The organism is Mucilaginibacter sp. OK283 (genome assembly GCF_900110415.1).
Classification (GTDB): domain Bacteria; phylum Bacteroidota; class Bacteroidia; order Sphingobacteriales; family Sphingobacteriaceae; genus Mucilaginibacter.
The window spans coordinates 480,550-492,972 of record NZ_FODR01000002.1 but is presented as its reverse complement, the minus strand read 5'-3'; the positions used below and the strand labels follow the sequence as shown (position 1 = coordinate 492,972).

At 42.2% G+C, this 12,423-nt stretch carries 13 protein-coding genes; 4 read left to right on the top strand and 9 right to left on the bottom strand.

Annotation, left to right across the window (positions count from 1 at the left end; genetic code table 11):
• Positions 1 to 30: 30 nt before the first annotated feature.
• The 8 genes from BMX56_RS06795 to rpsT form a co-directional block, all read right to left on the bottom strand.
• A complete protein-coding gene (locus tag BMX56_RS06795) occupies positions 31 to 576 on the bottom strand; it encodes an Mpo1 family 2-hydroxy fatty acid dioxygenase (RefSeq protein WP_177183736.1) in 546 nt (181 codons plus the stop codon).
• 63 nt (positions 577 to 639) lie between these two features.
• A complete protein-coding gene (gene rny, locus BMX56_RS06790; RefSeq protein ID WP_090642886.1) occupies positions 640 to 2,205 on the bottom strand; it encodes a ribonuclease Y in 1,566 nt (521 codons plus the stop codon).
• A 231-nt stretch (positions 2,206 to 2,436) separates the two neighbouring features.
• Positions 2,437 to 2,727 carry a cell division protein ZapA gene (locus tag BMX56_RS06785; protein ID WP_090642882.1) on the bottom strand — a complete coding sequence of 97 codons (291 nt, stop codon included), beginning with the start codon at positions 2,725 to 2,727 and terminating at the stop codon, positions 2,437 to 2,439.
• A 21-nt stretch (positions 2,728 to 2,748) separates the two neighbouring features.
• Positions 2,749 to 3,039 carry a hypothetical protein gene (locus BMX56_RS06780; protein ID WP_090642877.1) on the bottom strand — a complete coding sequence of 97 codons (291 nt, stop codon included), beginning with the start codon at positions 3,037 to 3,039 and terminating at the stop codon, positions 2,749 to 2,751.
• A gap of 121 nt (positions 3,040 to 3,160) precedes the next feature.
• Positions 3,161 to 5,560, bottom strand: a complete 2,400-nt coding sequence (pheT, locus tag BMX56_RS06775; RefSeq protein WP_090642873.1) for a phenylalanine--tRNA ligase subunit beta — start codon at positions 5,558 to 5,560, stop codon at positions 3,161 to 3,163.
• Positions 5,561 to 5,665: 105 nt separating this feature from the next.
• Positions 5,666 to 6,322: an SGNH/GDSL hydrolase family protein gene (locus BMX56_RS06770; RefSeq protein ID WP_090642869.1), complete on the bottom strand. Its 657-nt coding sequence runs from the start codon at positions 6,320 to 6,322 to the stop codon at positions 5,666 to 5,668.
• Between the two features lie 111 nt (positions 6,323 to 6,433).
• Positions 6,434 to 7,132: a RadC family protein gene (gene radC / locus BMX56_RS06765; RefSeq protein WP_090642865.1), complete on the bottom strand. Its 699-nt coding sequence runs from the start codon at positions 7,130 to 7,132 to the stop codon at positions 6,434 to 6,436.
• 86 nt (positions 7,133 to 7,218) lie between these two features.
• Positions 7,219 to 7,473, bottom strand: coding sequence for a 30S ribosomal protein S20 (gene rpsT / locus BMX56_RS06760; protein ID WP_090642860.1), 255 nt, complete (start codon positions 7,471 to 7,473; stop codon positions 7,219 to 7,221).
• 342 nt (positions 7,474 to 7,815) lie between these two features.
• On the opposite strand from rpsT, the gene BMX56_RS06755 reads away from it, so the two are divergent.
• The 3 genes from BMX56_RS06755 (at position 7,816) to BMX56_RS06740 (ending at position 10,486) form a co-directional block, all read left to right on the top strand.
• Positions 7,816 to 8,574, top strand: coding sequence for a class I SAM-dependent methyltransferase (locus tag BMX56_RS06755; RefSeq protein ID WP_090642856.1), 759 nt, complete (start codon positions 7,816 to 7,818; stop codon positions 8,572 to 8,574).
• A gap of 264 nt (positions 8,575 to 8,838) precedes the next feature.
• Complete coding sequence (locus BMX56_RS06745; protein WP_177183735.1) at positions 8,839 to 9,696, top strand: zinc dependent phospholipase C family protein; 858 nt, start codon at positions 8,839 to 8,841, stop codon at positions 9,694 to 9,696.
• 97 nt (positions 9,697 to 9,793) lie between these two features.
• The gene (locus BMX56_RS06740; RefSeq protein WP_090642849.1) at positions 9,794 to 10,486 is read left to right on the top strand and encodes a TapB family protein; all 693 of its coding nucleotides are present in this window, start codon (positions 9,794 to 9,796) and stop codon (positions 10,484 to 10,486) included.
• A gap of 165 nt (positions 10,487 to 10,651) precedes the next feature.
• On the opposite strand, the gene BMX56_RS06735 is transcribed toward BMX56_RS06740, so the two are convergent.
• Positions 10,652 to 11,305 carry a DedA family protein gene (locus BMX56_RS06735; RefSeq protein ID WP_090643983.1) on the bottom strand — a complete coding sequence of 218 codons (654 nt, stop codon included), beginning with the start codon at positions 11,303 to 11,305 and terminating at the stop codon, positions 10,652 to 10,654.
• Between the two features lie 311 nt (positions 11,306 to 11,616).
• On the opposite strand from BMX56_RS06735, the gene BMX56_RS06730 reads away from it, so the two are divergent.
• The gene (locus tag BMX56_RS06730; RefSeq protein ID WP_090642845.1) at positions 11,617 to 12,084 is read left to right on the top strand and encodes a hypothetical protein; all 468 of its coding nucleotides are present in this window, start codon (positions 11,617 to 11,619) and stop codon (positions 12,082 to 12,084) included.
• Positions 12,085 to 12,423: the final 339 nt, after the last annotated feature.

Here is a 12,423-nt window from a genome sequence, read left to right as displayed (position 1 = left end):
GCTGTTAACATTAACTATAATTTAAATATATCAGCTATTAATACCAAACTTCTTTAAAAGTATATACACAAGGTAAACGGGGGCTATAGGTAACAACTTTAAATTAAACCCATATTGCGCGAAAGTTTTTTCGCGGGAGTTACCAATTAATACCAGGCAGGCCGAGGGAATAAAAACAATAAGGCACACCAGCCACATTGCCGGGCCACCTGTTGTTTGCCAGCTTAATAAGGTCATGATAAGATAACTAAACCCTAACAATACAAAAAGCATGGTGTACGAAATAAGCGGTGAGATGCGCAAATAATAATAAACAGCTATAGCGATTGCAAATGATGCCCAATTAAAATACCCGTTGTATGTCCCTAAGAATTTGAAGTAGGGAAAGGGAATTGCCCAAAGCAATCCGAATATGCTAAACATTAACAACGGCACACATATATAATGTATCACCTGGTTAATTGGGTCCTGATGACTTAAAACATACTTGTTGATATATTGCCGGGCAATACTTTCATTAGCTTTGGCATCGGCTTGCGTTCCGGTTTTATTGTTTGCTGTTTTTTTGCTGGCCACGGTACAAATATAAAACCCTTCCGGGTATAAGCCGAAAGGGTTTTCATTGATTTTTTATTTTAATTACTTGGCAAACGCCACCGAACGGGTTTCCCTGATCACGGTAACTTTTATCTGGCCCGGATAGGTCATTTCGGTTTGAATCCGGTTTGAAATATCGGCAGCTAAAACTTCTGATTGTGCATCGCTTATCTTTTCGCTCTCCACAACTACCCGTAGTTCACGGCCGGCCTGGATAGCGAAAGTTTTTTCGACACCAGGGTATGATAACGCCAGTTCTTCCAGTTCTTTCAGGCGTTTGATGTAGCTTTCAACCACCTCGCGGCGTGCACCCGGGCGGGCGCCTGAAATAGCATCACAGGCCTGGATAATCGGCGACAGCATCGAGGTCATCTCGATCTCATCGTGGTGAGCTCCAATGGCGTTACAAACTTCCGGATGCTCTTTATATTTTTCGGCTAATTGCATACCCAAAATAGCGTGCGGCAGCTCGGGGTTATCGTCAGGCACTTTACCAATATCATGTAATAAGCCGGCACGTTTAGCCATCTTCACGTTCAAACCTAATTCGGCGGCCATAGTTGCGCAAAAGTTAGCAACCTCGCGCGAGTGTTGCAACAGGTTTTGCCCGTATGATGAACGATAACGCATCCTACCAACCATACGGATAAGCTCAGGATGTAAACCATGAATACCTAAGTCTATCACGGTGCGCTCGCCTATTTCAACAATTTCTTCTTCAATTTGCTTTTTGGTTTTGGCAACCACCTCCTCGATACGTGCCGGGTGGATACGGCCATCGGTTACCAAACGATGCATGGCCAACCTTGCAATCTCGCGCCTTACCGGGTCAAAGCCAGATAAGATGATGGCTTCCGGGGTATCGTCAACAATAATTTCGATACCTGTAGCGGCTTCCAAAGCACGGATGTTACGGCCTTCGCGACCGATGATACGGCCCTTGATCTCGTCATTTTCGATATTAAATATCGATACCGTGTTTTCAATAGCACTCTCGGTAGCGGTACGCTGGATGGTTTGGATAACTATCTTTTTGGCTTCTTTAGTAGCAGTAAGCTTAGCTTCGTCCACAATATCCTTAATCTGGATCATGGCCTTGCTGCGGGCCTCCTCGCGCAGGTTATCAACCAACTGGTTTTTAGCCTCCTCGGCCGATAGGCCGGCGATGGTTTCCAACTGTTGCAGGTGGGAGTTTTTCAGGATATCAACCTCTTCTTGTTTTTTTACAACAATTTCGGTTTGTTTCTCCAGGTTTTTGCGGGTATTATCCAGCTCACTTTCCTTGCGGTTCATATTTTCCAGGCGCTGGTTTAATGATTGTTCTTTTTGTTTTACACCATTCTCGCGCTGGTTAATGTTGTTATTTTTATTGGTTACTTCCTGCTCATGTTCTGCTTTCATTTGCAAAAACTTTTCTTTGGCTTCCAGTAACTTGTTTTTCTTCAGGATCTCGGCATTGTTTTCGGCATCTTTTAATATTTTCTTCACCTTATTTTGTGCCGATGTTTCCTGGTCTTTAAAAAGCTTCCGTAACAGGAAGCGCCCGATGACTATCCCGAGGCCGATGCCTACGAGTAGTCCGATAATAACGTATAGTAATATGTCCATTTTAGGTTTATTGGGTATGTATGTATATAAAAAAACCGCAACTAATTTTTAAGTATCATGTATTGAAAAACCTCATTTCGACGTTGGGATCGGGACTACGCTGGTACGTATAGCAACGCATGCCCCACATGATCCGCTCATATTGAAGCGTTAAGTTTTTAATAGTGAAACCTAAAATTTAACTGCGGTTAAATCTTAAATGTGCTCTGTATGTTATGTAAAGAACGTTTATTACTTCGAAAAAAATTCGTTCAGCATGTGGTCTAACTGGTATACCTTTTCGGCAACATCGGTATCTTCGTTGTTCACCTTCTTCTCTGCCTTTAACGATGATGTGGCATAATGCAACACACACATCGAAAGCAAGTCCTGCTTATCCCTCACCGCATAATTTTCCTGATATTCCTTTATCCGATCATTAATTAGTTTAGCCGCCCTGCGTATTATTTCTTCTTCTTCCATGTTTACCTTTAAGGGGTAAACTCTGTCAGCAATATTTATTTTTATTGAGATTTCTCCCATTTGAGCTTTTCACTTTTTGTACTATTTTTTTAATAATACAATACACTTATCTATTTCTTGCACAAAGTCGTTAATTTTTTGCTTAATGTCAACACTTTTTTCATTTGTTTCTGAAAATGATTTTGCAAGTTTCAATACACGAAGCTTTTCTTCCAGGTCTTTCGTCTTATTTTTACTTGCATCAAGTGCAACAGTAAGCGCCTCACTCTCCAGCTTCAACAGGTCATTCTCCTCCTGTAAAGCAGCACAAAGCTCAATTAACCTTTCGGTTTTATCAACTATTATGTTTAACTGTTCTGCTAATGAAGGCATGTTTTATTTAGTGAATTAGTGAGTTAGTGAAGTTTTAATTGGTGAGTTAGTGAATTAGCGATTTAGTGAATAGAAAAACAAATTTTAAAATCACTCATTCACTAACTCACCCATTCACTAATTACTTCCTTATCTCCGCTCCTGCTTCTTTTCCTAAATTATAAATTAATTTCTGCATTACCGAGTCGATGGCTTTATCGGTAAGCGTTTTTTCAATGTCCTGGATGATAAAGCTCAGCGCGTATGATTTTTTACCCGCGGGCAGCTTATCGCCCTGGTAAACGTCAAATACACTTACTTCCTTTAAAAGCTTACGTTCGGTACGCTGGGCAATTTGTTTTAACTGACCAAACGAAACCGACTTATCTATCAGCATTGAAAGGTCGCGCCTTACGGCAGGGAATTTAGAAACCTCCTGGTAAACAATCACATTTTTACGCACGGCACTCAATACCAGGTCGAAGTTAAAGTCGGCATAAAAAACCTCTTTCTCTACATCGGTTTTTTTTCGGGCAGCGGCGCCAACAGGGCCAAACTTAACCAGTTGTTTACCATTCAGCATGTATTGTAAACCGAAGGCCAGTTTGCCGCAGGTAGCATCTTCAACCACAAAATCGGTAATGTTTAAGCGCTGCAAAATACCATCAACAATTGCTTTTAAGTTATAAAACGAAACCGGCTGTTGCTTTGCGTTCCATTGCTCGGCTGCATCGGCGCCGGTGATGAATACCGAGAAGCGTTGTACCTCGCTATATTTATCATCCTTAACGCTGTATACTTTGCCAAATTCATAAAACTTTAAATCGGCCGCACGGCGGTTTTGGTTGTAGGCGATAGCTTCTAATCCTGAAAACAGCAGGCTTTGGCGCATTACATCCAGGTCGCTGCTTAGCGGGTTCAGGATTTTTACAGCCACATCCAGGTTATCTGAGTAGGCCGATTTTGTTAACGAGTTTGATAGTATCTCGTTAAAACCATTGGCTGTCAACAAATCCGAAATCTGGTTTTGAACCGTATCCTTCTCCTTTTTTTGCGAGTTGTTAAGCGATGCCCTGATTTGGGTTGGGATATGAATATTGTTATACCCGTAAATGCGAAGGATCTCTTCCACAATATCAACCTCGCGGGTTACATCAACACGATATGGAGGAACTTCCAATGATAGCGAGTCCGCAGTTTCACCCACTATCTTAATGTCAAGTGCCTCGATGATCGCCTTGATCTCGCCATGCGTAATTTGCTGGCCGATGAGCCTGTCGATATTTTTATAAGTAACCTCGAACGCAAAAGGCGCGACCGGGGCCGGGTAATGATCAGAAATTTGCGACGATACTTTGCCACCTGCAACCTGCTGAATGAGCAAAGCCGCACGTTTTAAAGCAAACACAGGCATATCCGGATCGGTACCACGCTCAAACCTGAACGACGCATCCGTTTTTAAACCATGACGCTTGGCCGTTTTACGTACCGATACCGAATTGAAATAAGCGCTCTCCAAAAAGATATTTTTGGTAGATTCCTTAACACCAGATTTAGCGCCACCAAAAACACCGGCAATACACATAGGCTCGTCGGTGTTACCTATCATCAAATCATTTTCTGATAGCTTACGGTCAACATCATCCAGGGTTTTAAAAACTGTTCCTTCGGGGTAGTTTTTAACCAGCACTTTGCCGCCGGTTATCTCATCAGCATCAAACGCGTGTAGTGGCTGGCCCAATTCGTGCAACACATAGTTGGTAACATCCACAATATTATTGATAGAGCGGATGCCTATTACAGCCAACCGTTCTTTTAACCATTTTGGCGAATCTTTAACCTCAACACCGCTGATAGTTAAGCCGGCATAACGTGGGCTTGCCTGCTCATTCTCAACCACAACCTCAATGGTGCGGCTGGTATCGTCAACCTTAAATGCGCTTACATCAGGTTTCCTGATCCCTATTTTCAAAAACGCTGCAATATCACGTGCAGTCCCCAGGTGCGATACGGCATCAGCACGGTTAGGCGTTAAGCCTATCTCGTACATATAATCGTCATGCAGCTTAAAATAGTTTTTAGCTAACGATCCTACTACGGCGTCATCATCAAGTACCATGATGCCAGCATGGTCGGTACCTAAACCAATTTCGTCTTCGGCACAGATCATCCCTTCGGACACCTCGCCACGGATCTTCGATTTCTTTATAGCGAATGGTTCGCCTACGGTTGGGTATATGGTAGTACCTACAGTGGCTACAACCACTTTTTGTCCTGCGGCCACATTGTGGGCTCCACAAACAATTTGCAGGTCTTCGGGGCCGCCTACATCAACTTTAGTAACATGCAGGTGATCTGAATTGGTATGGGCAACACTCTCCTTTACAAAACCAATCACAAGCCCTTCCAGGCCACCGGGAATGGGTTGTACTTTCTCCAGGCTCTCCACCTCCAAACCGGTACCGGTAAGGATGATCGAAATTTCCTGCGGAGTTTTATCGGTATCAATAAATTCTTTAAGCCAGTTATACGATATCTTCATTATTCAGAAATGATAATCGGCAAAGATACAATTTAGGGTGAAAGCTAAAAGTAGAAAGATTGATGGTTTTAACAGGAATTTAAATTACAGAACCCCGGATTCTGATTAGTTGGTAAGTAGATTTATTTTCTCATAAACAGATTTTGCTACTACCTTATATCCGGAAACTGTTAAATGAACATAATCCAACCGAAGGCTATGCGGAGGCACGTCATTATTAAAATTCTCTACATCAAGGGGCTTCTGAGGGTCATAACCGGCTATCAGAATTGACCTTATATCAATAAAATGATCAGAATATTTCGCAGCCAAATCGGCGTTTAATTTAACAACAATATCGTGTTTGCTGGTTCCTGAGTATTCATCTACCTTATCGGCATTTAAAATCCCCAATATAACATAGTGCTGATGGCCCAATTTACTCACCATACTATCTATATCAGCCTTCACCGTTTGCGGATGTATAAGATTGTTCCTTCCGGCCCATATAATAACCGGTTTTTTATATCCGGTAGTATCACTTATCATACGCGCTTTTATTTGTGTACTGGTTTCGCCACCAATACCTCGGTTATCTACTTTTATAGATGACAATTGCTGTAACATATATGGATATGCTTCTTTATTGCCCAAACCTTTTGTCAAGCTATCCCCCCAGGCAATAATTTCTATCCCAGGTTTTAAATCTTGCTGATTATTTTCTTTTGCGCACCCTAACAGCACAAAAAAGATTGTCAAAAACGAATAATGCCTTGGTTTCATTTATTCTAAAAATCTAACAGCGATCGTTTACTAATTGAGACAGATGATCTCATAAAATTACTATCGTTTATTGCGCAGACAATAAATATCTATATTTTTTTTTACAAAAAATTACATCATCTCCGCATCTCCCAAACTCGTGTATCCATTATCGGTAATAATCAGGTGATCAAACACGCTTATGTCCAGCATCCGGCCTGCGGCAGAGAGCTTTTTAGTAAGCAAAATATCTTCCTGGCTTGGCTTCAGGTTACCCGATGGGTGGTTGTGTACCAATATAATACCACTGGCCTGGTATTGCAGGGCCGCGTGGAAAATTATTTTAGGATCGCACACGGTGGAGGCTAACCCGCCCTTGCTAATCAGTTCCTTACCCAGTACCTTCTGCGAACGGCCTAATAAAATTATCCAGAATTCTTCGTGATTTAAATCCATCAAATGGCGGCGCATAATATTGTAGCCATCTCTGCTGGAGTTGATATAATCGGGCGCCTGGCTTTCGGTATCGTTGCGGCGGCGGCCAATTTCAAGGGCGGCGATGATGGAAATAGCCTTGGCCTCGCCTATCCCTTTAAACTTAGAAAGTTCTGATATAGAAGCTTTTCCAAGCTTATTCAAATCATTTTCGTAATGGTGCAGGATGCGTTTACTAAGTTCGACAGCCGTTTCGTTGCGGCTGCCCGAGCCAATAAGGATGGCAATCAGTTCGGCATCGGTAAGCGCCCGCCTGCCCTGGCCGCTCAGTTTTTCGCGCGGACGGTCGGCTTCGGCCCATGATTTTATGCCGATCTTGTTTTCGTAGTTTTCCACGGCATTAAAGTATGAAAAAGCATGGAAACTAAAAAAGGATCATGCCGCTGGTATGATCCTTTTTTTATATCGTTAAAAGCTAAGATTTAGCTTAAGCCGTTTACAAATTTAGTAAGCTTCGATTTATTGTTTGAAGCTTTGTTTTTGTGAATAACATTCTTTTTAGCTAAACGATCAAGCATAGAAATCACTTTACCTAACAATGCAGCTGCATCAGCTTTAGTAGTAGTGTTTCTTAATTTTTTAATAGCGTTCCTGGTTGTTTTTGCCTGGTACCTGTTGCGCAGACGCTTCGCAGCGTTTGACCTGATTCTTTTTAAAGATGATTTATGATTTGCCATCGTATAGCTTGTTATTCTTTTTTCTACTTATTTTAAGGACTGCAAATATAGGGCGATAATTTGATTATTGCAAATGCTATTTTAAAAAAGTTTATTGGTTGATTAGGTTAGATTTGGTTGATTAAGTTGGGGTTAGATGGCAAGTTAGTTGATTGGTTGATTGGGTTAGATTAGGTTGATTAAGTTGGGGTTAGATGGCAAAGTTTTTAAAACATTTCGTACCAATGGCATATTGTTTAGTGTATACAAATCATGGTAATAACTCAAACGAATCAACTTAATCTTAACTTAATCCAACTCAATCAACTTAATCTAACTCAATCCAACCCAATCAACCTAAAAATGACCAACAACAGCACCACCAGGTTCAGCAACCGGGTAAACGATTATGTAAAGTACCGGCCTCACTATCCCAAAACAATTGTGGAATTTTTGGAAGACGATTACGAGCTATCCACCGACAAACTCATCGCCGATATTGGCGCGGGTACCGGCATATCCACCGCCCTGTTCCTGGATGCCGGATACAAAGTGATCGCCATTGAACCCAACCAGGAGATGCGTGCTAAATCGTTTGAGCTACTGGGCAATTATCCCGGCTTCAAAGCAATGAATGGCACCGCCGAAAATACGGGACTGGAAACCGGTAGCATCGACTTTATGATAGCCGGGCAGGCCTTTCATTGGTTCGACCGGGAAAAATCAAATACTGAGTTTAAACGCGTACTAAAGCCTGGCGGAATTGTGGCACTGATATGGAACGAACGAAAAACAAGTTCGGACTTTGAGATTGAATATGACCAACTCATCGTTGCCCACGGTAACGATTATGTGAAAGTTGATCACCGGAATATCAATAATGAGCAGATAGGCGCCTTTTTTGCGCCCGAAACTTTCCGGCTCAAAGTATTTGCAAACAAACAGGTTTTTGATTTGGAAGGATTAGCGGGTCGGCTACTCTCGTCATCATATATGCCTACCCGCGAAGAGGCCGGGTATGAGGCTATGATAAATGACCTGGAAATACTTTTCGCCCGGTATCAGCAGGATGGTTTTATTACCATTAATTATGACACGAAGGTTTATGTGGGGAAGTTGTAATTATTCATCGAAATTATAGCTGATCGTTTTCCCGGATTTCAATTGTTCGATAGATTCCCCCAGGCGTTCCCTGTTTGCTGATGTTGATAGTAGGTGATCTGTTTCGCTTAAAGCGTTACTTTTTCTAAAAATCGAGATAATCAATTTTATTTTTTTCAGCAGATAGCTTGATAACAACTTCATGTTTATTTCTATAAAAGGCAATTTAGCTAAAAAACTAAAATCCACCCAAAAAAACCAAAACTTAAACCCATATTTACCCTCATGAAGCGGGCCATCGTTTTAAGCTTATCAGGTATCGGGTTAATATTACTGTGCTCCTCCTGGGGTTTCTTCGCGCATTACCGCATCAACAAACTGGCCGTTTATACGCTACCTAAGGGTATGATTGGGTTTTACAAGTCAAATATCGATTATATCGTGGAACATGCTGTAAGCGCCGACAAACGCCGTTACGTAGACTCCACAGAAGCCCCCCGCCATTTTTTTGATGCCGACTATTATGGTAAAAAACCATGGGCCGCCATGCCGCAAAAATGGAAGGATGCCGCCAAAAAATATACCGCCGATACCTTAAACAAATACGGCACCGTTCCCTGGACCATTCAATACCAGTACTATAAACTGGTAAGGGCATTTAAGGCTCACGACACATTGGCTATCCTGAATACTTCGGCCAACCTTGGGCATTACATTGCCGATGCCCATGTACCTTTGCACCTTACCATCAACTACAATGGGCAGTTTACCAACCAAACCGGCATCCATGCGCTATGGGAAAGCCGCATCCCCGAGCTTTTTGCCGATAAGTACAATTTAAAGGCAGGTAAGGCCCGCTATATAGAAAACCCGTTGGCCGAGGCCTTTCGGATTTGCAGGGCATCATTTAAAAGCGCAGATACGGTTTTGCGTTTCGAACGGATATTAAACAAAAGCTATCCTCCCGGTAAAAAATACAGCATGGTATTGCATGGCAAAAAAGAGGTTAAAGACTACTCGGAAGCCTACAGCCTTGCCTATCAAAAAGCGTTGAAAGGTATGATCGAGCGGCAAATGCGGGCATCCATACTTTCGGTGGGCAGTTTCTGGTATTCGGCCTGGGTGGATGCCGGGCAGCCGTAGCCCCCCGGCCCCCTGAAGGGGGAGTTAAAATACATATGGGCTCATATCCACAATATCGCAATGGTTTTGTAGTTTTAATGTTCAACAAATCAATTCCATGAAAAAAATAATTCCTGCTATAATTTTTATTACATCTTTCGTTTGCCAGGTATCGGCACAAAACTGCAGTCCGTTCATTAGCAATGTAAACGGCAAAAAATTCACATACGTTAACCAGGGCGGCGATAGCAAACCCATGGGATCGATGGTGTGCAATACCAATAAAAAGGATGCCGCCACCGTAAACGCCCGGATAGAACTTTTTGATAAAACCGGCAAATCAATGGGTACCGGAAATTCTGAAATTATATGTACCGGCCAGGCTATAAAAATTGACATGAAAACATTTATCCCGGCGGCTTCATTAAGGCAATTAGGCAACATGGAAATGACCGGCGATACTAAATACCTGAGCTACCCCATAAACCTGAAAGCCGGGCAAAAGCTTGACGACGGAGCCCTTAACATTAATGTTGGCAGCAACGGCACGCAAATGGGGCAGGTACAATTGAATATAAACAACCGCAAGGTTGAAAAGCAGGAGAAGGTAACCACCAAAGCCGGCAGTTTTGATTGTTTTAAAATAACCAATGATATCATTTTCAGGATTAGCATGATGGGGGCATCCATCCCTTTTCAAATCAAAGTTATCGAATGGTTTGCGCCAAAGCTGGGCCGTTTTGCCAAATCAGAAACTTATGGTAAAGATGGTAAACTGGTGGCAACAACCTTGCTTGATTCGGTAAATTAAACTCAGCTTATTAACCAACCCGGGTGGTAATATCCACGGATTCTGAAGGGGAAATGGCAACAATTTAATCCTCAATGTCATACCGATTACTTGTTTCGGTACCCCACATGCTAAGTGTGTTTCATGCGGGTCACCTGTCCTGTGGGATGCCTTAAAAGTATCGTATTACCCGGCTGTATTCTTCGCTGTTTTTGCTTTTATAGCAGCATAAACAGGCGGCACAATAGATACCAGTATAATTACCATTACTACAATGGTAAAGTTTTCTTTAATCACCGGTATATTACCAAAAAAGAAGCCTATCATTAAAAAGCTAAGTACCCAGGCAGCTCCGCCCACAATATTGTACAGGCTGTAACGCAAAAATGGCATATGGCCAACACCGGCTACAAAGGGCGCAACGGTACGGATGATAGGCAAAAAGCGACTGAATATTACCGCTTTACCGCCATGTTTATCAAAAAAAGCTTTGGTTTTAAGATAATAATCAAGCTTCAGAATCTTATTTTGTTCCTTAAACACTTTGGGGCCAAGGTAACTGCCCAACAGGTAGTTTACCGTATTGCCGGCAAACGCCGCAATTACCAGTATAATGGCCAGCAAGTAAATATCAAGGCCCGATTTGCCGCCGGCTATAAGGGCGCCTGCCGCAAACAGCAGCGAATCGCCGGGTAAAAATGGGGTAACAACAAAACCGGTTTCAGCAAAAATAATGGCAAACAGGATCAGGTATGTCCAACCCTGGTAGGCGCTGGTTATTTGTACCAGGTGCTTATCTATATGCAATATAAAATCGATGATGCTTTTTATTACTTCCACTTTTTTAAATTTTGCCCAAAAATAGGAATATAAACATAAAAGCCCCATTGCAATTGCTTTTAAACTTTTGCGGGTGACGCAAATGGTTGTTATAGGGTAACAGGGTAAATTTATTTCGCGCAAAAGAGAATTAGCAGAACGGTATTGAATAAATACGTTGGCCGAATCCTTCGGCTTCACAGCAAAGCTGAAAATGAAACCATGTTGTTGCACAAATTAAACACTCGCGGCAGCGATTGGCAGATGAGGGTACTTTAACAAAAAAACTCCTCAACTGTATCAGCAGCATCTGTTTGTGCGTAATTATCAATATGAAAACAAAACTTACCCTTATCAAAATTTTCAGCCTTTTAACTGCTGTTTTAGCATTTACTTTTTCTGCCTGTAAAAAGGATGCAAGCGGGACTATTAATATTACCGGAAAATGGGCTATCCAGCAATTCCAGGGAATTCAACAATATGAATTTAAAAATGGCAACCAGTTTCAATACGATATTATAGCCACAGATTCGGTTACCAAAAAAATAATAGGATACCGCTTTAGAAGCACCGGGAAATATAGCATCAAAAATGATTCGTTAATCATGTTCGACCAGGTAAATTATTCAAACTCCAAAAACAGTTACGGCCCCGTAACCGAACTTACCCCCGTTGACGGCCCCAAAACCGCTGCTTACGGCCTGTCGCTCAACGGCCAGAAAAATAAACTTTCACTTTACTTTACCTGCCCGTTTAATGCCAGTTGCGTTGCTTCACCCATGGTTTTTGATAAGCAGTAGAAAAATTGAACGCTGTAGGGCTTTAACGTTCAGATGAACCCGAACTCCCGAACTCCCGCGAGGTTAGCGTAGCGTAACTCGTGGGTAAGCGGGTTGAAGCCTTTGGCTTCACAGTTCAGTTGAAAGCTGAAACCAGTTTAGCCACAGATTAAAACCCCGCCGCAGCTGGAACGGCCCGTTGTTAAGTTGATCTTTTTTTGTCTGAACCTTGATTTTTAGGATTAAAGGATAACCACGATTTTAGTTGCGCTGTTTTGTCTTGCTACTTGATACTAACTACTTGCTACTAAAAGGGCGTTGCCTGCGGCCCACGCTTTTCGCTCATACTGCACGGGCCTT

Bases quoted from the DNA above. Each gene is read 5' to 3' on its own strand.
- rny (WP_090642886.1), bottom strand. From the start codon at position 2,205: ATGGACATATTACTATACGTTATTATCGGACTACTCGTAGGCATCGGC.
- BMX56_RS06785 (WP_090642882.1), bottom strand. From the start codon at position 2,727: ATGGGAGAAATCTCAATAAAAATAAATATTGCTGACAGAGTTTACCCC.
- BMX56_RS06780 (WP_090642877.1), bottom strand. From the start codon at position 3,039: ATGCCTTCATTAGCAGAACAGTTAAACATAATAGTTGATAAAACCGAA.
- pheT (WP_090642873.1), bottom strand. From the start codon at position 5,560: ATGAAGATATCGTATAACTGGCTTAAAGAATTTATTGATACCGATAAA.
- BMX56_RS06770 (WP_090642869.1), bottom strand. From the start codon at position 6,322: ATGAAACCAAGGCATTATTCGTTTTTGACAATCTTTTTTGTGCTGTTA.
- rpsT (WP_090642860.1), bottom strand. From the start codon at position 7,473: ATGGCAAATCATAAATCATCTTTAAAAAGAATCAGGTCAAACGCTGCG.
- BMX56_RS06755 (WP_090642856.1), top strand. From the start codon at position 7,816: ATGACCAACAACAGCACCACCAGGTTCAGCAACCGGGTAAACGATTAT.
- BMX56_RS06745 (WP_177183735.1), top strand. From the start codon at position 8,839: ATGAAGCGGGCCATCGTTTTAAGCTTATCAGGTATCGGGTTAATATTA.
- BMX56_RS06740 (WP_090642849.1), top strand. From the start codon at position 9,794: ATGAAAAAAATAATTCCTGCTATAATTTTTATTACATCTTTCGTTTGC.
- BMX56_RS06730 (WP_090642845.1), top strand. From the start codon at position 11,617: ATGAAAACAAAACTTACCCTTATCAAAATTTTCAGCCTTTTAACTGCT.